At 71.6% G+C, this 23,352-nt stretch carries 23 protein-coding genes; 16 read left to right on the forward strand and 7 right to left on the reverse strand.

Annotated elements, in window-relative coordinates:
- The first annotated feature begins 50 nt into the window (after positions 1–50).
- Positions 51–173 (forward strand): hypothetical protein, encoded by a 123-nt coding sequence (locus tag CFN78_RS30060; RefSeq protein WP_276307322.1) that lies wholly within the window; start codon positions 51–53, stop codon positions 171–173.
- Here the strand turns inward: CFN78_RS30060 and CFN78_RS05275 are convergent.
- On the reverse strand, positions 159–1,244 hold the full coding sequence (locus tag CFN78_RS05275) for an AsnC family protein (protein WP_094861426.1): 1,086 nt from the start codon (positions 1,242–1,244) through the stop codon (positions 159–161). The two genes, CFN78_RS30060 and CFN78_RS05275, sit on opposite strands and share 15 nt — an antisense overlap.
- Positions 1,245–1,454: 210 nt before the next feature.
- On the opposite strand from CFN78_RS05275, the gene CFN78_RS05280 reads away from it, so the two are divergent.
- Positions 1,455–3,080 (forward strand): DUF885 domain-containing protein, encoded by a 1,626-nt coding sequence (locus CFN78_RS05280; protein ID WP_240519293.1) that lies wholly within the window; start codon positions 1,455–1,457, stop codon positions 3,078–3,080.
- Complete coding sequence (locus tag CFN78_RS05285) at positions 3,073–4,788, forward strand: DUF885 domain-containing protein (protein ID WP_240519270.1); 1,716 nt, start codon at positions 3,073–3,075, stop codon at positions 4,786–4,788. The genes CFN78_RS05280 and CFN78_RS05285 overlap by 8 nt, the downstream gene beginning before the upstream one ends.
- Positions 4,789–4,862: 74 nt before the next feature.
- On the opposite strand, the gene CFN78_RS05290 is transcribed toward CFN78_RS05285, so the two are convergent.
- Positions 4,863–6,659 carry an AMP-dependent synthetase/ligase gene (locus CFN78_RS05290; protein WP_094861428.1) on the reverse strand — a complete coding sequence of 599 codons (1,797 nt, stop codon included), beginning with the start codon at positions 6,657–6,659 and terminating at the stop codon, positions 4,863–4,865.
- Between the two features lie 120 nt (positions 6,660–6,779).
- On the opposite strand from CFN78_RS05290, the gene CFN78_RS05295 reads away from it, so the two are divergent.
- From CFN78_RS05295 to CFN78_RS05325, 7 genes are all read left to right on the forward strand, one after another.
- A complete protein-coding gene (locus CFN78_RS05295) occupies positions 6,780–7,190 on the forward strand; it encodes a polyketide cyclase / dehydrase and lipid transport (protein ID WP_094861429.1) in 411 nt (136 codons plus the stop codon).
- Positions 7,191–7,199: 9 nt separating this feature from the next.
- Positions 7,200–8,006, forward strand: coding sequence for a metallophosphoesterase family protein (locus tag CFN78_RS05300; RefSeq protein WP_094861430.1), 807 nt, complete (start codon positions 7,200–7,202; stop codon positions 8,004–8,006).
- A gap of 59 nt (positions 8,007–8,065) precedes the next feature.
- On the forward strand, positions 8,066–8,509 hold the full coding sequence (locus CFN78_RS05305) for an SRPBCC family protein (RefSeq protein ID WP_094861431.1): 444 nt from the start codon (positions 8,066–8,068) through the stop codon (positions 8,507–8,509).
- 93 nt (positions 8,510–8,602) lie between these two features.
- On the forward strand, positions 8,603–9,793 hold the full coding sequence (locus tag CFN78_RS05310; protein ID WP_094861559.1) for an ArsA family ATPase: 1,191 nt from the start codon (positions 8,603–8,605) through the stop codon (positions 9,791–9,793).
- Positions 9,790–10,272, forward strand: coding sequence for a hypothetical protein (locus CFN78_RS05315; protein WP_094861432.1), 483 nt, complete (start codon positions 9,790–9,792; stop codon positions 10,270–10,272). The genes CFN78_RS05310 and CFN78_RS05315 overlap by 4 nt, the downstream gene beginning before the upstream one ends.
- A 16-nt stretch (positions 10,273–10,288) precedes the next feature.
- Positions 10,289–11,221 (forward strand): ROK family protein, encoded by a 933-nt coding sequence (locus CFN78_RS05320; protein WP_094861560.1) that lies wholly within the window; start codon positions 10,289–10,291, stop codon positions 11,219–11,221.
- Positions 11,222–11,242: 21 nt separating this feature from the next.
- Positions 11,243–12,112 carry an NUDIX domain-containing protein gene (locus tag CFN78_RS05325; RefSeq protein WP_094861433.1) on the forward strand — a complete coding sequence of 290 codons (870 nt, stop codon included), beginning with the start codon at positions 11,243–11,245 and terminating at the stop codon, positions 12,110–12,112.
- 68 nt (positions 12,113–12,180) lie between these two features.
- On the opposite strand, the gene CFN78_RS05330 is transcribed toward CFN78_RS05325, so the two are convergent.
- From CFN78_RS05330 to CFN78_RS05340, 3 genes are read right to left on the reverse strand one after another with little or no spacing between them, the layout of a single operon-like run.
- Positions 12,181–13,320 (reverse strand): glutamate--cysteine ligase, encoded by a 1,140-nt coding sequence (locus tag CFN78_RS05330; RefSeq protein WP_094861434.1) that lies wholly within the window; start codon positions 13,318–13,320, stop codon positions 12,181–12,183.
- Between the two features lie 38 nt (positions 13,321–13,358).
- Complete coding sequence (locus tag CFN78_RS05335; RefSeq protein ID WP_094861435.1) at positions 13,359–13,910, reverse strand: hypothetical protein; 552 nt, start codon at positions 13,908–13,910, stop codon at positions 13,359–13,361.
- Positions 13,907–14,668 carry an alpha/beta hydrolase gene (locus CFN78_RS05340; RefSeq protein ID WP_094861436.1) on the reverse strand — a complete coding sequence of 254 codons (762 nt, stop codon included), beginning with the start codon at positions 14,666–14,668 and terminating at the stop codon, positions 13,907–13,909. The genes CFN78_RS05335 and CFN78_RS05340 overlap by 4 nt, the downstream gene beginning before the upstream one ends.
- A gap of 278 nt (positions 14,669–14,946) precedes the next feature.
- Here CFN78_RS05340 and CFN78_RS05345 point away from each other — a divergent pair, with 278 nt between their 5' ends.
- The 3 genes from CFN78_RS05345 (at position 14,947) to CFN78_RS05355 (ending at position 16,870) form a co-directional block, all read left to right on the forward strand.
- Positions 14,947–15,717, forward strand: a complete 771-nt coding sequence (locus CFN78_RS05345) for a lysophospholipid acyltransferase family protein (protein WP_094861437.1) — start codon at positions 14,947–14,949, stop codon at positions 15,715–15,717.
- A gap of 51 nt (positions 15,718–15,768) precedes the next feature.
- Positions 15,769–16,266 (forward strand): polyadenylate-specific 3'-exoribonuclease AS, encoded by a 498-nt coding sequence (locus tag CFN78_RS05350; protein WP_094861438.1) that lies wholly within the window; start codon positions 15,769–15,771, stop codon positions 16,264–16,266.
- A 103-nt stretch (positions 16,267–16,369) separates the two neighbouring features.
- Positions 16,370–16,870 (forward strand): FBP domain-containing protein, encoded by a 501-nt coding sequence (locus tag CFN78_RS05355; RefSeq protein ID WP_094861439.1) that lies wholly within the window; start codon positions 16,370–16,372, stop codon positions 16,868–16,870.
- Between the two features lie 4 nt (positions 16,871–16,874).
- Here the strand turns inward: CFN78_RS05355 and CFN78_RS05360 are convergent, their stop codons facing one another.
- Entirely contained in the window at positions 16,875–17,963 is a 1,089-nt protein-coding gene (locus CFN78_RS05360; RefSeq protein WP_094861440.1) for a 3-deoxy-7-phosphoheptulonate synthase, read from the reverse strand.
- A gap of 285 nt (positions 17,964–18,248) precedes the next feature.
- Between CFN78_RS05360 and CFN78_RS05365 the strand changes: the two genes are divergently transcribed.
- On the forward strand, positions 18,249–19,274 hold the full coding sequence (locus tag CFN78_RS05365; RefSeq protein WP_094861441.1) for a 6-phosphofructokinase: 1,026 nt from the start codon (positions 18,249–18,251) through the stop codon (positions 19,272–19,274).
- Positions 19,275–19,584: 310 nt separating this feature from the next.
- Here CFN78_RS05365 and CFN78_RS05370 read toward each other — a convergent pair whose 3' ends face one another.
- Entirely contained in the window at positions 19,585–21,075 is a 1,491-nt protein-coding gene (locus tag CFN78_RS05370; RefSeq protein ID WP_094861442.1) for an aromatic amino acid ammonia-lyase, read from the reverse strand.
- A gap of 94 nt (positions 21,076–21,169) precedes the next feature.
- Between CFN78_RS05370 and CFN78_RS05375 the strand changes: the two genes are divergently transcribed.
- Positions 21,170–21,835 carry a DUF2461 domain-containing protein gene (locus tag CFN78_RS05375; RefSeq protein WP_094861561.1) on the forward strand — a complete coding sequence of 222 codons (666 nt, stop codon included), beginning with the start codon at positions 21,170–21,172 and terminating at the stop codon, positions 21,833–21,835.
- A 59-nt stretch (positions 21,836–21,894) separates the two neighbouring features.
- The gene (gene pyk, locus CFN78_RS05380) at positions 21,895–23,319 is read left to right on the forward strand and encodes a pyruvate kinase (protein ID WP_094861443.1); all 1,425 of its coding nucleotides are present in this window, start codon (positions 21,895–21,897) and stop codon (positions 23,317–23,319) included.
- Positions 23,320–23,352: the final 33 nt, after the last annotated feature.

The raw sequence follows: 23,352 nt of genomic DNA on the forward strand, positions 1-23,352 counted from the left end.
CGCATCTGTCCGAGGAGGACCTTGCCGAGCTGGACCGGCGGATCTGCGCGGTGATCGACGCCTACGTCGAGACCGAGGACCAGCGCCTCGACCAGCCGGTGCACGGCGGCATCGTCGTCCTGCACCGGATGCCCGGCAGCACCGGGCCTGCCGGTGGGTCAGTCGTCGAGTGACCAGGTGACCGAGCGTTCGTCGGAGTCCGGCCGGGCGTTCCAGCGCACCGACACGACGCGCGTGGCGTCCGGCAGTACGTAGACGGTGTGCCCGCCCGCCGTCTCGCCCGGCCGAACCCCGATCCGGTGCGGAGGGCGCGAGGACAGTGACACCGGCGCCTTGCCGATGGCGGTGCCGTCCGCCGCGACGAGTTCGAGGTAGTTGTCCGGCAGCGAGGCGAAGGGAATCGCTCCCCGATTGGTGATCTCGGTGTGCACGACGACCGCGCGCTCCCCGTCGTCGAGCCGGTAGCCCGCCGCGCTGAACAGGAAGTCCGCCGGATCCTGCACTTCGAGGAGCTGGATGGCGAGCTGCTCGCCCTCCAGTCCGTGGGTCTCCAGCACGTCCCCGCTGCGGCCCGCGCGTGCCTGCGCGGGTGCGGGCTCGGCGGGCCGCTGGTCGCCCCGCGCCCAGGACGCGCTCTGCGGTGGTCCCCAGGTGCTCATCACCGGGTCCGGCCGGACCTGCGCGGGCGGTGTGTGCCCTTGTGGCGCCGGTCCCTGTGTCACCTGATGGTGCGGGGCGGGTGGCCGGGCGTACTGCTGTGGCGGATAGGGCTGCTGGATCTGCGCGGGCCTGCCTTGCTGCCCGGGAGGTGCTCCCTGCACGGTGTAGGAGCCGGAGGGGGCGCCGTGCACCGGGTACGCCCCGGACGGAACTCCCTGTACCTGGTAGGAGCCCGAGGGCAGGCCGTGCACGTGCTGCGGTCCGGGGGTGTGCTGCCCGACCGGGTACGCCCCGGACGGAGCCCCCCGCACCTGCTGCGGCTGCGCGGGCGGCTGCTGCTGCTGGGGTTGCTGGGCGGGCTGTTGCTGGGGTGCCCGGGAGCCCGACACGGCGGCGCGGACGCCCTGCGGATCGCACTCCACTCCGACGAGCAGCGGCAGGCCGCTGCCGGACAGTGCGACGAGCCGGTAGGCGACCTCGCGCGGATCCATGCCGACTTTCGCGGCCAGTTCGTGCACGGCGGCCTTGCCCTGCTCGGCCAGCGCGGCGAGCAGGCGCGCATCCACGGGATCGGTCACGGCCACGGCTGGCACGCTACCGCCTCGGGCCCTCCGGCGTGGCCGCGCCCGGCGACTGCCGGAAAGCCCGGCGGCGGACACCCGGACCCCCCTAGGCTCGGGTACATGTCACCGTCGACTCCGGCGACCGGTCAGGACCGGTCGCGTTCCGAGAAGCCCGGCCCCGAGGCGGCGGGCTCGCCGATCAGCGCGCTCGCCGACGAACTCGTCGGGCTGATGTTCGCCGCCGATCCGATCTGGCCCGCGCTGCTCGGCACCGACCGTGCCGCCGAGGGGCTGGCCGACCTCGGTGCGGAGGCGGGCAGGCGGCAGCGGGCGGCGCTGACCGGTCTCGCCGATCGCGCCAGGGCAGTGGATCCGGAGACGTTGGACCCGCCGGAGCGGGTGACCCGCCGGGTGATCCTGGCCCAGGCGCGGGCACACGTCGAGGGCATCGACAGCAGACTGACCGATTTCGCGGTCACCGACCTGTTCGTCTCGCCCGCCGTGGCCCTGCTGATGATGCTGCCGATGATCACGGTGACCGAGCCGGACGAGGCGGACGCGCATCTCGGCAGGCTGGCGGCGATCCCGGTCCATCTCGAGCAGGCACTGGAACGCCACCGGGCGGGAATCGCCGATGGTCTGCTGCCGGTCGCGCACCTGGTACGGGCAGCGATCGCGCACCTCGACCGGTACCTAGCCGACCCGGACGCGGATCCACTGCTGCGCCAGGAGGCGCCGGACGAGGAGTTCGAGAGCGAACGCCGCGGCCTGCTCGCGACCCGGGTGCGCCCTGCCTTCGCCGCCTACCGGGACGCGCTCGAGACGGAGGTGCTGCCGCACGGCAGGCCGGCCGAGCGTCCCGGGATCGGCTGGCTTCCCGGCGGCGCGGAGATCTACGCCTCGCTCGCGCGGGTGCACACCACCACCGACCGCACACCGGCCGAACTGCACCGCACCGGCCTCGACATCATCGAACGGCTGGGTACCGAGTACGCCGAGATCGGCCGGCGGGTGTTCGGCACCGGTGAGCAGGCCGAGGTCTTCCGACGGATGCGGACCGATCCGGAGCTGCGCTGGCGGGACGCCGAGGAGTTGCTGGGCGCCGCGCGGGCCGCGATCGGCAGAGCCCAGGACGCCGCACCTGTTTGGTTCGGCGCCGTGCCGCCGCAGCCCTGTGTGGTCGAGGCCGTGCCCGCAGCCGAGGCCCCGGGCGGCCCGCCCGCCTACTACATGCCGCCGTCCGCGGACGGGGCGCAGCCCGGTGTCTACTTCGCCAACACCCATGAGGTGACCGAACGGTTCCGGCACGCCGCCGAGGCGGTCGCCTTCCACGAAGCCGTTCCAGGGCACCATTTCCAGCTTTCGCTGGCCCTGGAGCTGGCCGAGTTGCCGTTGTTGCGGCGGATCAGCGAGTTCACCGCCTACAGCGAGGGGTGGGGGCTCTACGCCGAGCGGCTGGCCGACGAGATGGGGCTGTACTCCGGCGATGTCGCGCGGCTCGGCATGCTGGCGCTCGATTCGATGCGTGCGGGCAGGCTCGTCGTGGACACCGGCCTGCACGCGCACGGGTGGAGCAGGCAGCAGGCGGTGGACTTCCTGCTGGCGCACACGCCGATGCCGCCGGTCGAGATCGAGTCCGAAGTGGACAGATACATCGCGTGGCCGGGGCAGGCGCTGGCGTACATGGTGGGACGGTTGGAGATCGAGCGCATCCGCGCCCGGGCCGCGGCCGCGCTGGGCGAGCGCTTCGATCTGCGCGCTTTCCACGACCTCGTGCTCGGCGGCGGGGCGCTGCCGCTGTCGGTACTGGACGACATCGTCACCGAATGGGTGCGGAAAGGTGGAGCGAGTGACTGACGACACGAGGACAGGGACGGAGACGGGAACGCGGGTGCCGGTGCGGCAGGAGGTCGACCGCCTCGCCGAGGAGTACGTCGATGTCCTGTTCGAGATGGAGCCGCTGTGGCCGTCGGTACTCGGGCTGGACGGGACGCACGACCGGCTGCCCGATCCGAGCCCGGCGGCCGAGGACCGGATCCGGTCGGCGATGCGCGACATCGCCGGCCGGGCCGCCGCGATCGACCCGTCGGGCCTCGACGAGGTCCGCGCGGTGACCCGGGACGTGGTGGTGCAGCAGGCGAACGCGGCGCTGGACACCCTGGACTCGCGGCTGGTCGAGTTCAGCGTCAGCGACGGTCTCTCCTCACCCGCCTACTCGCCGCTGACCATGCTGCCCTCCCTGACCCTCAACGACGAGGCGAAGGCCCGCGGGTACCTCGCCAGGCTCGCCGCGCTGCCGTCCTATCTGGACGCCGTCGCCGACCGCCAGCGCCGCGGTCTGGCGGACGGCCTCGTCCCACCGGATTTCCTGGTACAGGCCGGTGTCGACTACGCGCAGCGTTACCTCGGCGCCCCGGAGACCGACCCGCTGGCCATCGACCCCGAGATCGATCTGCCGGACTTCGCCGCCGAACGCGACCGCCTGCTCGCTGATGCCGTCCGCCCGGCCTACGCCCGGTACCGCGACTTCCTGCGCGACGAACTCGCGCCGCACGCGGTGCCGGCCGACCGGCCGGGTCTCGGCGCGCAGCCGGGTGGCGCGGCACGCTACGAGGGCCTGATCCGGGTGCACACCACCACCGACCGCTCGGCGCACGAACTGCACGAGATCGGTCTCGCGCTGATCGAGGATCTGGCCGCGCAGTACCGCGTGCTCGGCGAGCGGGTGTTCGGCAGCACCGACCTGGCCGAGATCTTCGAGCGGCTGCGTACCGACCCGGCGCTGCGCTGGCGCGACGGCGACGAGCTGCTGGAGGCGGCGCGCTCGGCCATCCGCCGCGCGGAAGCCGTTGCGCCCCAGTGGTTCGGACTGCTTCCCGCCGGACAGTGCGAGGTGCGTCCGGTCCCGCCCGCGGAGGCGGTGGGCGGCACCATCGCCTACTACCAGCTTCCCGCTCTGGACGGTTCCCGCCCGGGCGTCTACTTCGCGAACACCTTCGAGGCCACCCAGCGTTTCCGGCACACGGCCGAGGCCATCGCGTTCCACGAAGCCGTTCCCGGGCACCATTTCCAGCTCGGCATCGCACTCGGCCAGACCGAGATGCCGTTGCTCCGCAGGCTCGCCGACGTCAACGCCTTCATCGAGGGCTGGGGACTCTACGCCGAACGGCTGGCCGACGAGATGGGGCTCTACTCCGACGACGTGGCGAAGTTCGGGATGCTGACCCAGGACTCGATGCGCGCCGGGCGGCTCGTCGTGGACACCGGGCTGCACGCGCTCGGCTGGAGCAGGGGGCGCGCGGTGGAGTTCCTCGCCGCGAACACCCCGATGTCCGGGCTGGAGATCGAGGCGGAGATCGACCGCTACGTGGCCAACCCCGCGCAGGCACTGTCGTACATGGTGGGACGGCTGGAGATCGAGCGGGTGCGGGCCGACGCGGCCGAGGCACTGGGGGAGCGGTTCGACATCCGCGCCTTCCACGATGTCGTGCTGGGCAACGGAAACCTGCCGCTGTCGGTGCTCGGTGACGTGGTCTCACGCTGGGTGGACGGGCAGCGCGGCTGAGCCGTCCGGCAGGCGCGCGCGCCTGCCGGACCGTCGCGCCGGTTCCGGACCGGAACCGGCGCGACGGCCGTGGATCACTTGCGGTACAGGGATTCGATGTCGTCGGCGTAGTTCTTGCTGACCACGTTGCGCTTGAGCTTGAGGCTCGGGGTCATCTCGCCGCCGGCCTCGCTGAAGTCCGCGGGCAGGATGCTGAACTTCCTGATCGCCTCCGCCTGCGAGACGGCCCTGTTCGCCTCGTCGACCGCCGCCTGTACGTCCGCGCGGAGCTGCTCGTCGCCCGCGAGTTCGGCGACGGTGGCGTTCTCGGGCTTGCCGTGCTGGGACTTCCAGGTGGGGAAGAACTCCTCGTCGATGGTGACCAGCGCGCCGATGAACGGCCGCTGGTCACCGACCACCATCGCCTGGCTGATCAGCGGGTTCGCCCGGATGCTGTCCTCGAGGCCGGACGGGGCGACGTTCTTGCCACCCGCCGTCACGATGATCTCCTTCTTCCGCCCGGTGATCCGGAGGAAACCCTCCTCGTCCAGCTCGCCCAGATCGCCGGTGTGGAACCAGCCGTCCTCCAGCGATTCGGCGGTGGCGTCGGCGTTGTTCCAGTAGGCACCGAACACGACGGCACCCTTCAGCATCACCTCGCCGTCCTCGGCGATGCGCACCGAGGTGCCCGCCACCGGCCTGCCGACGGTTCCCACCTTGAACGCGCTCTCGGTGTTGACGTTCGCGGCGGCCGAGGTCTCGGTCAGGCCGTACCCCTCGAACACCGGCACGCCGATGCCGCGGAAGAAGTGCGCGAGCTGTTCGCCGAGCGGGGCCCCGCCGGAGACGGCCGCCTTGCAGCGGCCGCCGAGCGCCGCCCGCAGTTTCGTGTAGACCAGCTTGTCGAACAGCGCGTGCTTGACCTTCAGTCCGAGGCCCGCGCCCCCGGTGTCCTGCGCCCGGCTGTACGCCACGGCGGTGGCCTCGGCGGCGTCGAAGATCTTGCCCTTGCCCTCGGAGTGGGCCTTGAGTTTCGCGCTGTTGTAGACCTTCTCGAACACCCTCGGCACCGCGACCACGAAGGTCGGTCGGAAGGTGCCGAGGTCGGCGACCAGGTTCTTGATGTCGGGCGTGTGCCCGAGGGTGACCCTGGCGGTCAGCGCCGTCACCGAGATCGCCCTGGCCAGGATGTGCGCCATCGGCAGGAACGCCAGCAACGAGTTGCCCGGTTCCATGAGCTGCGGGAAGGCCTCGATGTCGGCGCGGATCTCGGAGAGCAGGTTGTGGTGGGTGAGCTGGACGCCCTTGGGGCGCCCGGTGGTGCCGGAGGTGTAGACGACGGTGGCGATCTCCGCGGCCGTGACGGCACGGCGGCGGGCGTGCACCTCGTCGTCGGCGGCGTCCGCGCCGAGGGTGGTGAGTTCGCCGACCGCGGGCTTCTCGCCGTCGATCTGCCAGGCGTGCACGAGCCCGTCGAGCCTGCCGCGGACCTCTTCGAGCTTCGCCATGTGCTCGTCGGTCTCCAGCAGCGCGACCTTCGCCTGCGAGTCGGACACGATCCAGTGCACCTGCTCGGCGGAGGACGTGTCGTAGATCGGGACGGTGACGCCGCCCGCCGCCCAGATCGCGAAGTCGAACAGGGTCCACTCGTACCGGGTCTTCGACATCAGCGCGACGCGGTCGCCCTGCTCGACGCCCGCCCGCATCAGGCCCTTGGCGACGGTGAGCACCTCGGCGGCGAAATCGCGCGCGGTCACGTCGAGCCAGGTACCGTCGACCTGCTTGCGGAAACTGACCGAATCCCCGAAGCGTTCGGCATTCGCCCACACGACGTCGGACAGGTTCTCGTCGTCGGACACAGTCCGGGTTGCTGGAGCGCTGTATTCGCGCACGTGGACCTCCGAGTTTGCAGCAGGCACGGTTGTTACTCGCGGTTAACCTAACCCTTTCGCAGGCCGACTGGCCATGCCGGGTTTCCGGGAATCGATCCCTGACGTGACATTCTCCACCTCGTGTCCACCACAGACCAGGCAGCCGGGCAGGCAGCCACGTTAGACATCGTCGACGAGACCTTCCTCGCCGTCCCGCCCTCGACCGTCGCGGCGGTGTTCGCCGATCCGGCGGCGTGGACCCGGTACTGGCCGGACCTCGTGCTGGAGCTCTACACCGACCGCGGTGACGAAGGGCTGCGCTGGACGGTGCGTGGCACGCTCGTCGGCACCATGGAGGTGTGGCTGGAGCCCGTGCTGGACGGCACCCTGCTGCACTACTTCCTGCGCGCCTCCCCGCACGGCGCCCCGGGGCCGCGGGCGCTGCGCCGGGAGTTCGACCACAGGGCCCGCGCGGCGAAGGCGATCGCCCTGGGACTCAAGGAGATCCTCGAGGACGGCCGCGAGCCGGGGGTCCCGCCCGCCGCTGGGTAGGCTGGCCCGGTGCGGATCCACGTCGTCTCCGATGTGCACGGCAATGCCGAGGCACTGGCCAGGGCGGGCGACGGCGCCGACGCCCTCATCGTCCTCGGCGACCTGCTCGATTTCGTCGACTACCACCAGCACGGCCGCGGGATCCTCGGTGAGCTGTTCGGCGCCGAGCAGGTCGCGACCTTCGCCCGGCTGCGCCGCGAGGCCGGTCGGGACGAGACGCTGGCGTTCGCCCGTTCGCTCTGGGCTTCGCTCGACGATCCCGGCGCCGCCGTGGACGAGGCGATCCGCGGCCAGTACGCGACGCTCTTCGGCGCGATGTCGGCGCCCACCTACGCGGTTCCCGGCAACGTCGACACCCCCGCGCTCTGGCCGGAGTTCGCCGGGCCCGGAGTGCACCTGCTCGACGGTGAGGTGGCCGAGATCGGCGGGCTGCGTTTCGGGTTCGTCGGCGGCGCGCTGCTGCCGGACGGCGCCACACCGCGCCGCGGCGCCGTCTGGCAGCCGTACCTGCGCACCCGGGAGGACTTCGACGCCTCCGTGGCCGCGTTGGGGGAACAGGCAGGCGCCGGTGGGATCGACGTGCTGTGCAGCCACATCCCGCCCGCGCTGCCGGAGCTGACCTACGACGTCGTCGCCCGGCGCCGGGAACTCGGTTCCACGGCCCTGCTGGAGCTCATCGACGAGAAGCGGCCGCGGTGGTCGCTGTTCGGGCACGTGCACCAGCCACTGGCCGCGCGGGTGCGGCGCGGGTACACCGAGTGCGGCAACGTCGGCCACTTCAAGGAGACCGGACGGCCCTGGGTCCTGCGCTGGTGAGCGCTTCCAGCGGCCGGTCGTCGCCACCTCCGCGCCGCGAGCGGCTACGCTCTGGCCCCATGGCGGACCAGTCCACGCAATCCATCGAGGTCGATGCGGCGCCCGAGCGGATCATGGCGGTGATCGGCGACCTGCCCGCGTATCCGGAGTGGGCCAAGGGTGTCCGCGAGACCGAGGTACTGGCCAGCGACGACGAGGGCAGGGCGACCGAGGTCACCTTCACACTCGACGCCGGGCCGGTGAAGGACGTCTACACGCTGGAGTACACCTGGGCCGCGGACGGCCTGTCGGTGGACTGGCGCCTGGTGAAGGGGCAGATGCAGAAGTCCCAGAACGGGCGGTACCTGCTCGAGCCGCAAGGCTCCGGCCGCACCAAGGTCACCTACACGCTCGCCGTCGAGCTCGCCCTGCCGATGATCGGCCTGCTCCGCCGCAAGGCCGAGAAGATGATCATGGACACGGCGTTGAAGGATCTCAAGCGCCGCGCCGAGGAACAGCGGTAGCGAGTGCGCTAGGTGCCTGGGCCGTGCACGGCCGCCGGGCGAGGAGGAGGGGCAGTGCCTCGATCGGGCGTGGCGGCCGAGGGGACGGCGGGCGTGCGCATCCTGCTGTTCACCGGCAAGGGCGGCGTCGGCAAGACGACGCTCGCGGCCGCGACGGCCGCGTCGCTCGCCGCGCGCGGGGACAAGACGCTGGTCGTCTCGACCGATCCCGCGCACTCCCTCGCGGACGCGTTCGGCCTCCCGCTCGGCGCCGAACCATCCGAAGTGGACAGTTGCCTGCACGCCGCGCAGGTCGATTCCCGGGCGCTCGTCGACAGTGTCTGGCTGGAACTGCGTGAGCAGCTCCGCTCCGCGCTGGCCGGCGCCGGCCTCGACTCGCTCGACGCGGAGGAACTCACCGTCCTGCCCGGGGTGGACGAACTCCTGGCACTGACCGAGGTGCGGCGCCTGGCCGGGAACGGTCCGTGGACGACCGTCGTCGTCGACTGCGGGCCCACCGCCGAGACCCTGCGCCTGCTCGCGCTGCCGGAGGCCATGGAACGTTACCTGGACCGGTTGTTCGGCAAGCCGTCCGCGCTCGGCCTGCTCGGCCGGTGGAACCGCACCGGCGAGGCGGTACGCAGGCTCGGCGCCCACGTGGCGTCCCTGCGCACCATGCTCACCGACCCGGCCGTCACCACCGTCCGGCTGGTGCTGACCCCGGAACGGGTGGTCGCCGCCGAGGCGCGGCGCACCCTCACCGCACTCGCGCTGCGCGGGATCGGCGTCGACGGGCTGATCGTCAACCGGCTGATGCCGGCGCCCGGGATCTGGCGGGGCGCGGCCGCGAAGTGGTTGCGCACCAGGCGATCCGGGCAGGACGCGGTGATCGCCGACCTGCTCGCCTCCGGGATCGCCGACAGCGGCATGCGGACCGTCGAGCATCGCGCCGTCGAACCCGTCGGCCTGCCGGAACTGCTGCGCATCGCCGACGAGCTGTACGGCGGTGACGATCCGCTGGAACCCAGGGGCGCCACCGTCGCGCCCCTGCTGGACGTCGCCGCGTCGGAGCGCGGGCACCGGCTGACCGTCCGGCTCGCGCTCGAACCGTCCGCCGCGATCGACCTGGCCAGGGTCGACGACGACCTCGCCGTCACCGTGGACGGTGTCCGCAGGCTGATCGCGCTGCCCGAACTGCTGCGTCCCTGCCGGATCACCGGCGCGGACGCGTCCGCCGCCGGCCTCGTCGTCCATCTCGAGGACGCCCGCCACGGGCCGGACCCCGAGGGTGAGGAACCACGGTGACCGGAACGCACCACCAGGACACCGGCCGCGACGGCGCCTCCCTCGCCGACGAGATCCGGCTGCTCGTCGAACTCGTGGTGGACCGCGCCGCGCCATGGCTGGACGGCGTGATCGCCGCGGGCCACGGTGCCGAACGTGCCACCGGCGAGCAGCAGGAGCAGTCCACGCACCCGGGATCGGGCTGCGGATGGTGCCCGCTGTGTGCGCTGGTCGCCCTCGTCCGCGGGGAACGACCCGAGATCGCGGCCCGCGTGCTCGACCAGGCGGCGCAGCTCATCGCGTTGCTGCGGGCGGTACTGGCGGATCGCTGGGAGCCGGGGGAGGGCGTGCACATGCCGGGCTACCAGCCGCCCCCGCGTCCGGACCCACCGCGGCCGTCCGCGCGGCCCGAGGACGGCCCGTCCGCGCAGGCCTCACCATCTCGCGTGCAGCACATCGCCGTGCGCGGGCGGTGGGACGAACCGGCCGGGGAGCGCTGACGTGCTCGCCGTCGGAATCGATGTCGGCGGAACCAGCCTGCGGGCAGGCGTCGTCGACGAACAGGGCTCACTGCTCGACACCACCCGGGTCGCCACCCCGGCGGGAGAAGCCGCGTTGGAGGACGCGATCGCGAGCGCGGTGAAGGAACTGCAGAACCGGCACCGGATCGGCGCGGTCGGGCTGGCCGTGGCCGGATTCGTCACCACCGACCGGCGTTCCGTGGCGTTCTCCCCGCACCTGGCCTGGCGCGGCGCCGACGTCGCCGACCGGGTAGCGGGCAGCCTCGGGCTTCCGGTGACCCTGGAGCACGACGCGAACGCCGCCGTAGTCGGGGAACACCGCTTCGGCGCGGCCACCGGTGCCGCCGTCGCCTGCCTGGTCGCGCTCGGCACCGGCATCGGTGCGGGGCTGCTGCTCGACGGCAGGCTGTACCGGGGCGCCTACGGCGTCGCCCCCGAACTGGGCCACCTCTGCGTCGTCCCGGGCGGCAGGCCGTGCCCCTGCGGCAAGCGCGGCTGCTGGGAGCGCTACTGCAGCGGTACGGCGCTGGCGACCACCGCCGTCGAGTTGCTCTCCAGCGACTCCAGTGCGTCGACGGTCCTGGCGAGGGAGACCACCGGTGACCCCGGTTCGGTCACCGGACGGCGGGTGGCCAGGGCGGCGAGGGAGGGCGATCCGGTCGCCGAGCGGGCCGTCGCCGAACTGGCCAAATGGCTCGGCGAGGGACTGGCACTGGTGGCCGACGTCTTCGACCCGGAGGTGGTGGTGGTCGGCGGCGGTGTGTCGGAGTCGGCCCCGCTGTTCCTGGACGAGGCGCGCGAACACTACGCGGGGGCCATCACCGGTTCCAGCTACCGCACCCTGGCCCGTATCCGTACCGCGCAACTCGGCGACGAGGCCGCCATCATCGGTGTCGCCGCCCTCGCCAGGGAGAAGGTCCTGACGTGAGCGCGGGGGTGGGCTGAGCGGATGCTGCGCGGCGACGGCGACGGTTTCGTCCGGTGTACCTGCGGGGCCCGCCACTGGGGTCTCTACGGCGCGGCCGGGTTGCTGCTGCACGACCCGGAGCGCGGTGTCCTGCTGCAGCACCGAGCCTGGTGGACCCACCACGGCGGCACCTGGGCGCTGCCCGGGGGTGCGGTGCACTCGTCGGAGAGCGCGTTGCGGGCCGCGCTGCGCGAGGCCGAGGAGGAGGCCGGGATCGACGCTGGCACCGTCACCGCTACCGCCGAGTCCACTGTGGACCACGGAAACTGGCGCTACACCACGGTTCTCGCCGACGCGCACGGTTCGGTCGAGGAGCGTATGCGGGGTACCGAAAGCGCCGAACTGCGCTGGGTGTTGCCCGAGGATGTCGCCGGATACCCGCTGCACCGCGATTTCGCCGCGGCCTGGCCCTCGCTGCGCGAGCAGCTCGGCAGGCGGCTGGTGCTGGTCGTGGACGCGGCCAACGTTGTCGGATCGCGGCCGGACGGCTGGTGGCGGGACCGCGCCGGGGCCTCGGCCCGGTTGCGTGACCGGCTCGCCGCGCTCGTCCGGGCCGGCGTGCACGATCCCGGTCTGCCCGCTTCGGCCGCGTGGGCGTGGTGGCCGCGCCCGGTTCTGGTCGTCGAGGGGCCCGCGCGCGGAGTGTCCCCTGCGGACGGTGTCGAGGTCGTCGCCGCGGAACGTGACGGTGACAGCGCGATCGTCGAGGTCGCCGCGGCCGCCGTCACGGCACGGCCGCGTGACCACGTCGTCGTGGTGACCGCCGACCGGGAACTGCGCGCCAGGGTCACCGCGGCCGGCGCGGGCGTCCTCGGCCCGGGCTCACTGCTGCGACTGCTCGACGAGGCCTGACCCGGTCACCCGGGAACGGTTCCGCTCCCGGGCCACCGAAGCGGGCGAATCCGGGGCGCGCACCCCGGCTACTCCCGGGCGATGCCGTTGCGCATCTCGGCGATCAGTGAGTGCAGTACGGCCTTCAGGCTGCCGTTGTGTTCACGGGCGACCGCGCGCTGACGCTGATAGCTGGCACCGAGTTCGATGATCGTCTCCACGCCGCGCAGCTCGCTGACGCAGTCGAGCTGTTTCGCCACGGGTTCGAGCCGCTCCAGCACGTCGGCGAGATCGTCGGTGACCAGTCGCTCGTGCCCGGCCGCGTCGAGGATGATGATGGCGTCCATCCCGTACCGCGCCGCCCGCCACTTGTTCTCCTGGACGTGCCACGGCGGAAGCACCGGCAGCGACTCGCCGCGATCGAGGCGCGCGGAGAAGTCGTCCACCAGGCACTGGGTGAACGCGGCGATCGTGGTGACCTCCTCCAGCGTGGGCAGCCCGTCGCAGACGCGCATCTCGATGGTGCCGAAGTGCGGGGCGGGCCGGATGTCCCAGCGGATCTCGGAGAAGTGGTCGATCACGCCGGTGACGAACATGTCGTCGACGTAGCTCTCCAGTTCGGACCACTCGCGGAACTGGAACGGCAGCCCGGCGGTGGGGAGCTGCTGGAACATCAGCGCCCGGTTGGAGGCGTAGCCGGTGTCCTCGGCACCCCAGTACGGCGAGGAGGCGGACAGCGCCTGCAGGTGCGGGGCGTAGTTCAGCAGCGCGTCGAGCACCGGCAGCACCTTGTCCCGGTGATCGAGCCCGACGTGGATGTGCACGCCGTAGATCAACATCTGCCTGCCCCACCACTGGGTGCGGTCGATCAGCTTGGCGTAGCGCTCCTTGTCGGTGACCTTCTGCTGGTACCAGGTCGAGTACGGGTGTGTTCCCGCGCAGAACAGCTCGACACCCAGCGGGTCGGTGATGGTGCGCAACTCGTCCAGCGAGCCGGCCAGGTCCTCGCCGAGTTCGCCGATGGTGTCGCACACCCCGGTGACCAGTTCCACGGTGTTCAGCAGTAGTTCCTGCCGGATCTTCGGATGCTCCGGTTCGCCGTCCGGCCGGACGGCCGTCAGGATCCGCTCGGCCACCGACGTCAGCTCACCGCTGCGCCGGTCGACCAGTGCGATCTCCCATTCGGCGCCGACCGTGGACCGTCTGGACGGCGTGAAATCGATGCGCATCGCGCCCTGTTCCCCTCGTGTGTCGCGTAGGGCTGTGCTCAGACCTGCGCGCCACTGTCCGGGTCGGCACCGTCCGGTGGGCCCTGTTTGACGCGCAGGAGCAACAGTGTGATGCCCGAGGCCAGCGCCAGCATGCCGAGGGGCAGACCGACCGAGGAGGAGAGACCGATCACCCCGGGGGCGATCAGCAGCAGCAGCCCGACGACGAAGAACAGCAGCACGACGAACGCGCCCTTGCGCGGGCGGGGCAGTGGGGGAGGTTCGGGCGGCACGTAGTGCTCGTCGTCGTCCGCCGGATCACCGCCGAGCACGGTCGAGTCCCATTCGGCGCCGCCGGTGCGCCAGTTCGCCGCGGGGGGCGTGCTGGGCTCGGTCCGTTCCGGCAGGGTGTCCCGTTCGCCCGCGTCGGTCCTGCCGCCCGTGTCACCGGACCGTTCCCGGCGCTCGGGTCGCTCGGGTCGCTCGACGAGGTCGGCGACGCCGCCGTCGCCGCCCACGCCCTGTGCGCGCAGGCCGGCCACGATCTGCTCGAAGGTGGCGTCCACATCGTCCTGGCCGCCGTGGTCGCCGTGGTCGTCGAGCCGGCTCACCGGGCGGCCGCCGGCGTGTGTGCCGCGATGAACTCGAGGCTCCGCTCGAAGATCAGCGGGGCGTCGTTGTCCAGGGTGGCGACGTGGAAGCTGTCCGGCAGCGGCAGATCGGTGATCTCGGTGCTGCTGACACCCCGCGCCACGATCTCCGAGTTGACCGGTTCCACCACGTGGTCCACGGTCGAGTGCGCCAGCAACAGGGGCTGGGTGACCTTCGCCAGGTCGGCACGGGTGAGCCGCCACAGTTCGGCCAGGCTCGCCGCCGCGCGCACCGGCACCCGCGAGTAGGACAGTTCGGCCACGCCCGGCTTGCGGATGTCGCCGGCCACTCCCTTGATCGAGGGCACCACCCTGGACAGCAGCGGAAGCAGCTTGACGTCCCTGCGCAGCGAGGTGACCGAGGGATTGACCAGTGCCAGTCCGCTGACGGCGGGGCCGAACTCCTGCGCGATCCGCAGGGTGAGGGTGCCGCCCATCGACTGGCCGAAGACGAAGACGGACTCGCACTCGGCGCGCAGTGCCTCGAACTCGGTGCGCACGCAGCCGTACCAGTCCTGCCAGCGGGTGCGGTTCATCTCCTGCCAGGTGGTGCCGTGCCCGGGCAGGCGCGGCCCGCGCACGGCGTGCCCGGCCTCGGTGAGCCGGGCGCCCCAGGGCCGCATACTCGCGGGGGTACCGGTGAATCCATGACACAGCAGCACCCCGACACCGGTCGACCCGATGTGCGAGAAGGGCTCCGCGCCGGCGAGCACAGGCATCCTCGATCGCCTTCCGTTGGGCGTGTCCTGCCCCCATGTTCGCACGGGTCGGCCCCGGGGTCGCCCCCGTGCCGGAGGTGATTCGCCGGGCCCGGTACGGACCCTTGTCCCGGGGCCGGTCGCCGGGCGGGTTGCGGTCCCGTCCCGGACGTCCGTCGCTGTGTGAGATCGGTCGCCCGGCCGTCTCATCCGCGTATCAGCCGTTGTGCGGTTGCCGTCGCGGTTCGTACTGTTGAGGATCGGCGGGGTGGACGAATCTGCGAGGAGGACCTGACGCGGTGCTGTATTGGCTGATGAAGTACGTGCTGCTCGGCCCGGTGCTGCGGCTGCTGTGGCCGACCAGGGTCACCGGCACCGAGAACATCCCCGAGAATGGTGGCGCGATCATCGCCAGCAACCATCTCGCCGTCGCCGACTCCTTTTTCATGCCTCTGCACGTCCGGCGGATGGTCACGTTTCCGGCGAAGCAGGAGTACTTCACCGAGAAAGGTGTGAAGGGCCGTCTGAAGAAATGGTTCTTCAGCGGGCTCGGACAGATTCCGATCGACCGTTCCGGCGGCTCCGCGGCGCAGGCGGCGCTGGACACGGCGATCCGGGTTCTGCGCGACGGGCACCTGCTCGGTATCTACCCGGAGGGCACGCGGTCCCCGGATGGCAGGCTGTACAAGGGAAAGACCGGAGTCGCGCGGGTCGCCCTCGAAGCGGACGTGCCCGTGGTGCCGGTCGCCATGATCGGCACCGACAAGGTCAATCCGATCGGTTCGAAGATGTGGTGGCCGCGCAGGCTCGAGATCAGGTTCGGCGCCCCGCTCGACTTCTCCCGGTACGACGGGCTCGTCGGTGACCGGTTCGTCGAAAGGTCCATCGCCGACGAGATCATGTATTCGCTGATGGAACTGTCCGGTCAGGAATACGTGGACATCTACGCCGCCAGGGCGAAGGAACTCGCCGCCGCCGACGCGGCCGGGGTCCGTCCCGCGGTGCCGGCGCAGCCCTCCGCGCCGGTCGCCGGTGACGCCGCCAGGGTGCCGGAGTCGAAGGCGAGCTGATCGGGCGCACCGGCCGTCCCGGGCGTCGCCGGGTCCCACTAGGGTGCATCGGTGCGATTCTTCTACGACACCGAGTTCATCGAGGACGGCGTGACCATCGACCTGGTCTCGATCGGGGTCGTCGACGCACGGGGGCGGGACTTCTACGCCGTGTCCACCGACTTCGATCCGGGCAGGGCCGGGCCGTGGGTGCGGGAGAACGTGCTGCCGAAGCTGCCGTCACCGTCGGACCCGTCGTGGCGCAGCCGGGAACGGATCCGCGCCGATCTGCTCGACTTCTTCGGCAAGCCGCCGGGCGGGATCGAGTTGTGGGCCTGGTTCGCCGCGTACGACCACGTGGCGCTCGCCCAGCTCTGGGGTGCCATGCCCGCGTTGCCCCGCCAGCTCCCGCGTTTCACCCGTGACCTGCGGCAGCGCTGGGAGGACGTCGGCAAGCCGAAACTGCCGACTCCGCCGACCGACGCCCACGACGCACTGGCCGACGCCCGGCACAACCTGGAGCGCTGGCAGGTCATCGAGGACGCCCGCAGGCACCGCTTTCTCCGCTGAGTCCCTCCGCCCGGCGCGCCGGGCGGAAAATGACTCGCCGCCGCGCGCGGCGGTCTCCTAGAGTCCGCTCCGGCCCGGACGGCCGGTGGAAAGGGGAGACGGCGTGCTGCCGCTGACCGAGAACGAGATCAGGGGATCGTTCGTCAACTGCTCCAAGGGAGAAGCCAAGGGGCTGACGTTGCCGTCCCCGCTCGACGGCGCCGACTGGCCGAACCTGGACTTCCTCGCCTGGCGGGACCGTCGCGCGCCGGAACGCGGATACCTGGTGCTGCGCCGGGACGACGAGCTGGTCGGCGTCGCGCTGCGCGCGACCACCCCGCCGCGAAGCCGGCTGCGCGCGTCGATGTGCTCGGTGTGCCTCACCGTGCACGGGGCGGTGGACGTCGCCCTGTTCTCGGCGAGGCGGGCGGGCCGCGCGGGCAAGAACGGCAACACCGTCGGCACCTACCTCTGCGCGGACCTCGCCTGCTCGCTCTACGTCCGCAGGCTGCGCAGGGTGGAGGTGCCGCAGGGCAACGAGAGCGTCACCGTCGACGAGCGGATCGCCCGCCTCGACGCGAACCTGCACGCGTTCGTCGGCGACGTGCTCGCCACCCGGTCCTGAAGCCTCACCGGCGGGCCCGCACCGCACCTGCCAGTTCGTCGAGGAGCGCGGCCGTCGTGTCCCAGCCCATGCAGGCGTCGGTGATGCTGCGCCCGTAGTCCAGGCCCTCCGGGTGGCCGAGTTCAAGGTCCTGCCTGCCGCTCTCGATGAAGCTCTCCAGCATCAGTCCGGCGACTCCGTGCTCGCCGTCCGCGAGCCTTCCGGCCAGTTCCCGTACGACGTCCGCCTGCCGCGTGTGGTCCTTGCCGCTGTTGCCGTGGCTGGCGTCGACGATGACCCGCTCGGGCAACCCGGCCGCGCGCAGCCGGCCGAGTGTCTCCCGCACGGTCGCCGCGTCGTGGTTGGGTCCTTCGGTGCCTCCGCGCAGGATGACGTGGCAGTCGGGGTTGCCCGCCGTGGTGACCAGTGCGGCGACCCCGTCGGCGTTGACGCCGGGGAACACGTGGCTCGCGGCCGCGGCGCGGGTGGCGTCCACGGCCACCTGCACGTCGCCCTCGGTCGAGTTCTTGATCCCGACCGGCATCGACAGCGCGCTGCAGAGTTGCCGGTGCACCTGGCTCGCTGCGGTCCGCGCGCCGATCGAGCCCCAGGTGACGGTGTCGGCGATGAACTGCGGCGTGATCGGATCGAGGAACTCGCAGCCCACCGGCAGGCCCAGCGCGGAGACGTCCAGCAGCAGCTTCCGCGCGATCCGCAGGCCCTGGTTGACGGTGAAGCTGCCGTCCATGCCCGGATCGTTGATCAGGCCCTTCCAGCCCAGCGTCGTCCGGGGCTTCTCGAAGTAGACGCGCATCACGATGTGCAGGTCGTCGCGCAGGGCCTCGGCCCGCGCGGCCAGCCTGGTGGCGTAGTCGAGGGCGGCGGCCGGGTCGTGCACGGAGCACGGGCCGACCATCACGAGCAGCCGGTCGTCCCGGCCGTCGAGGATGTCCACGGTCTCCGCCCTGCCCTGGGCGACCGTTTTCGCGGCGGCGGCGTCGAGGGGGTGTTCCTGCCGTAGCAGGGCCGGCGGGATCAGCGGACTCATGCCGGTGGTGCGCTGGTCGTCCAGCGCCGCACCGGATGCGCGCGCGGGGCCTGCGATGAACGTCATGACGGGCTTCCTTCGTTCGGGAGCCTTGGCAGGTACAGCCAACCCGTCATCCGTCGAGCCGGCGTCGTGCCCGGCTCGGGTGAGGTCGTCAGCGCACAGGGTCGCCGGCGGGCCCACCCGGGGCCGGCCTGCTGAACCACTGATAGCGCTGCACGGACGCCACTGTAGCAGCGCGTGGACCGCCCCTGCACCGATCAAGTGGATGCCGCTACCCTTGCGGCGACGCTGTGAGCCACGACATAAGGCTGCGACTTTCCAGCCATGACTGACGAGAGGTGCGTACGCATGCGAATCGGGGTGCTGACCGGCGGCGGAGACTGCCCGGGTCTGAACGCGGTGATCCGTGCGGTGGTGCGCAAGGGCATCGACGCGCACGGCTGGGACGTCATCGGGTACCGCAGCGGCTGGCAGGGACCGATGACGGGGGAGTCCAAGCCGCTCGGACTGGACTCCGTCGAGGACATCCTCACCCGCGGCGGCACCATCCTCGGTTCCTCGCGCACCAACCCGTACAAGGCCGACGGCGGGGTCGAGCAGATCCGCGCGACCTTGGCGAAGGACGGGGTCGACGCGCTGATCGCCATCGGCGGGGAGGACACGCTCGGCGTCGCGAAGCGGCTCACCGACGACGGTATCGGTGTCGTCGGCGTGCCGAAGACCATCGACAACGATCTCGGTGCCACCGACTACACCTTCGGCTTCGACACCGCGGTGCACATCGCGACCGAGGCCATCGACCGGTTGCACACCACCGCCGAGTCGCACCACCGTGCGCTCGTCGTCGAGGTGATGGGCAGGCACGCGGGCTGGATCGCGCTGCACTCCGGTCTGGCCGGCGGGGCGAGCGTGATCCTGGTGCCGGAGCGGCAGTTCTCGGTGCCGCAGGTCGTCGAGTGGGTGGAGCGGAGGTTCGAGCGCGAGTACGCGCCGATCATCGTCGTGGCCGAGGGCGCGCTTCCCGAGGGTGGCGCGGAGATGTTGCAGAGCGGGGAGAAGGACGCTTTCGGGCACGTCCGGCTCGGCGGCATCGGCACCTGGCTCGCCGAGGAGATCGCGCAGCGCACCGGCAAGGAGTCGCGCGCGGTGGTGCTCGGGCACACGCAGCGCGGCGGCACTCCCACCGCCTACGACCGCGTGCTCGCCACCCGGTTCGGCCTCAACGCCGTGGATGCCGTGGCGGACAAGGACTTCGGCACGATGGTCGCGTTGCGGGGCACCGATATCGTTCGCGTCAAGCTGTCCGAGGCAACGGCGGAACTCAAGACGGTTCCCGCCGAGCGCTACGCCGAGGCGGAGGTCTTCTTCGGCTGAGGCGACGGCGGCGTGCCGGGTCGCTGCCGTGCTTTCTTGGCGGCCCGGCCCGGCCCGGCCCGGCGCGCTGCCGGCCGGAAGTTGTTCCCGCGCGCCGAAGTTGTCCACAGATGTCGCCGCGGCCCCCGGTGCGCCGCGGGCGGCGATACGCTGGCATGGGGACGCCCCCCAGGGAGCGGTGGGGGATGCCCGGCCCCGTGCCCGGGTCCGGTCCGGCGTCTGCTCTGTGCCGGTCACCGCGGCTGGCCCGTGGCTGCGCCGGTGTGTGCCGTTGGCGCGAAAGCGTTGGGGTGTATGGGTTCGCGGCCCGTCAGAGCTCGGCCAGGTCGTCCAGCAGCAGAGCCGCGGCGTGGATGTCGGCCGTCAGCGGACGATCCTCCAGCCGGGCGTCCAGCCGCTCGCAGGCGAGCTCGAACGCGCCGCGCACGGGCACATCCACCAGCTCGGCCTCGCGCATCCGCAGCGCACGCACCGCTGCCACCAGTTCGCAGGCAAGCAGCCGACGGTAGGCACCTGCCGCGGCCACGGCCTGCCGTGCCGCCTGCGTGGAGAAACTGGCGTGGTCCTCGATGCCACGGGAGACCACGGCCGTGCCGAGCGTCACCGGCAGTGCCGCCTGCCGCAGCTCGGTCAGCGCGTCGTGCGCGATGTACTCCAGAATCATCACCCCCGAACTGCCCGGCGGGCCGGACGCCAGAAACGGCCGCAGACCGGTGAACTCCGGCTCGACCAGGTCCCCGAGCCGCGCCGCGGACAACTCCGCCACCTGGTGCACCGTCGCCCGCGCCTGATCGAGCGCCGATGCCACGTAAGCGGTGTGGAAGTGCGCGTGGTGGTACGCGTCCTCGTGCGGGGCCGAGATCATCGGGTTCTCCGTGCCCGCGTTGATCTCCACCGTCAGCACCTCCCTCAGGTACCGCAGCGCGTCCAACGCGGGCCCCTGCACCTGGGGGAACGCCCGCAGGCCGAACGGGTCCTGGATCCGCCTGCCCGGTGGTGGCGTGCTCTCCATGCCGAGCAGTCCGCGCATCCGTTCCGCGCAGGCCACCTGCCCTGGATGCGGTTTCGCCGCGTGCACCGGTGTCGCGTACGCCTCCGGGTTGCCGTCCAGTGCGATGTAGGACAACGCGGCCACGACCTGGCTGGCACCGGCCAGCCGGTCCAGCTCCACACCGGCCATGGTCGCCTCGGCGAGCGTCGCCGCGTTGCTGCTCATGAAAGCGAGCGCATCGCCCGCGTCGACCGCCACGGGCAGCACCGATCCGGTCCGCCACGCGCCTTCACCGGCCAGCGCCAGCGCCAGCTCCGCCAGCGGCGCCAGATCGCCGGTGCCGATCGCCCCGAGCCGGTGCACCAGCGGCGAGGCACCCGCGTCGAGTGCCTCCGCCAGCGCGGTGATCACGTGTGGTGCCACCCCGGAGTGCGCGGCCAGAAGCTGGTTGAGCCGCACCAGCATCATGGCCCGTGTCTGACCGGGCGACATCTCGTCCCCGCTGCCGCCCGCGTGGCTGCGCAGCAACCGCAAGCCGTGGGCCCGCGAGTCACCCGCCTCCACGGAGTCCTCCCTGTTGGCGCCCACCCCGGTGGTCCGGCCGTAGATCATCCGGCGGGTGCTCAGATCATCGGCCAGCGCCCACGCCCTGCCCGCCGCCGCGAGCGCCCCCGGTTCGGGCACGACCCGTACCGGACCCGCCGCCGCAGCGGCGGCCACCACGTCCGCACAGGTCAGGTTCCGGCCATCGACGACGAGGGGCGGGGACTGGGCGGCGTCCACCGCGCCGCGGGTGACGACACTGTTCATGCCGCCTGTGTACACCCCCGGCGGGCCGGCGTCGCCGGGCCACCGGCACGACGCCGCCCGGCGCGGCCACGGGCGGCGCGGTTACGGTGCCCGCGTGACATTCGCGGGATTCGGTGAGCACGCGATCGACTTCTACGACGGGCTCGCCGCCGACAACTCGAAGCCGTACTGGGACGACAACGTCGCCGTCTACAAGACCGACGTGCGCGCCCCGATGCAGGAGCTGATCGCCGAACTGGAAACCGAGTTCGGTCCCGGTTTCGGCTCCGGCAAGGTGTTCCGCCCGTACCGGGACGTCCGGTTCGCGAAGGACAAGACGCCCTACAAGACGCACTGCGGAGCGGTGATCGAACCGGGCCGCGGCGCGGGCGCCTACTACGTCGAGGTCGGGCCGGCGGGTCTGCGCACCGGCGGTGGCTGCTTCCGGCTCGCCACCGACCAGCTCGCGCGTTTCCGGAAGGCCGTCGACTCCGAGGTGCACGGGACGGCACTGGAGAAGATCGTCGCCCGGTTGCGTCGCTCCGGCTGGGACCTCGGCGGCGACACCCTGCGCACCCGACCGCGCGGCGTCGATCCCGTGCATCCCAGGCTCGAACTGCTGCGTCACCGGACCCTGCGCGCGGTGCGCACCTGGGAGCCCGACGACACCCTGCACGAGCGGGCGTGCATCGACCGGGTCCGCGCCTCCTGGCGGGAACTGCGCGAGTTCAACGAATGGGCGCTCGACCACGTGGGCATCAGCGAGCTACCCGCCCGCTGAACCGCGAATTTCGGGATCGGTACAGACGTGCGGACGTCGAGCGACTAGGCTGTGCGAACGTGAGCCGACGCGCGAAGATCGTTTGCACCATGGGCCCTGCGACAGCCACCGTGGAGAAAGTGCACGCTCTGGTGCACGCCGGTATGGATGTCGCCCGGATGAACTTCAGTCACGGTAGCCACGGCGACCACAAGCAGGTCTACGACCTGATCCGGGCCGAGGCCGCCGCCACGGGCAAGGCGGTCGGCATCCTGGGCGACCTGCAGGGCCCGAAGATCCGGCTCGGCACCTTCGCCGGTGGACCGGTGGAATGGCGGACGGGCGACGTCGTCCGGATCACCGTCGAGGACGTCGCCGGCACCCACGATCGCGTGTCCACCACCTACAAGGGGCTCGCCAAGGACGCCAAACCCGGCGACCGGCTGCTCGTCGACGACGGCAAGGTCGGCCTGGTCGTCCGCGGGGTCGAGGGCTCGGACGTCGTCTGCGAGGTCACCGAGGGCGGCCCGGTGAGCAACAACAAGGGCGTTTCCCTGCCCGGCATGGACGTCTCCGTGCCCGCCATGTCCGACAAGGACATCGAGGACCTCGAGTTCGCGATGGAACTCGGCGTCGACTTCGTCGCACTCTCCTTCGTCCGCTCGCCCGCCGACATCGACCTGGTGCACCAGGTCATGGACCGCGTCGGGAAGGGCCGCGTGCCGGTCATCGCCAAGCTGGAGAAGCCCGAGGCGGTCTACAACCTCGAAGCGATCGTGCTGGCCTTCGACGGCGTCATGGTCGCCCGCGGCGACCTGGGCGTCGAGTTGCCGCTGGAGCAGGTCCCGCTGGTGCAGAAGCGGGCCATCCAAATCGCGCGGGAGAACGCGAAGCCGGTCATCGTCGCCACCCAGATGCTCGACTCGATGATCAACAACTCCCGGCCGACCCGCGCCGAGGCCTCCGACGTCGCCAACGCGGTGCTCGACGGCACCGACGCCGTGATGCTCTCCGGTGAGACCAGCGTCGGCAGGTACCCGATCGAGACGGTCGAGACGATGAGCCGCATCGTCGAGGCAGTGGAGACGGACTCACCGACGGTGCCGCCGCTGAGCCACGTCCCGCGCACCAAGCGCGGCGTCATCTCCTACGCCGCCCGCGACATCGGTGAACGCCTCAACGCGAAGGCTCTGGTCGCGTTCACGCAGTCCGGGGACACGGTGCGCAGGCTCGCCCGGTTGCACACCCGGCTGCCGCTGCTGGCCTTCACCCCCGAGGAGAGCGTGCGCAGCCAGCTCTCCCTGACCTGGGGCACGACCACCCGGATCGTGGCGAAGGTCGACGCGACCGACGCGATGGTCCGCCAGGTGGACCACTCGATGATCGAGATGGGCAAGTACCAGGCCGGTGACCAGGTGGTCATCGTCGCGGGCTCACCCCCGGGGACGGTCGGCTCGACGAACCTGATCCGGGTGCACCGCCTTGGTGAAGAGGACCACGCCTAGGGTCCGCGAGGCCGTCCCGGCGTTAGGGTCGTC

Source organism: Amycolatopsis antarctica (genome assembly GCF_002262875.1).
GTDB lineage: Bacteria > Actinomycetota > Actinomycetes > Mycobacteriales > Pseudonocardiaceae > Amycolatopsis > Amycolatopsis antarctica.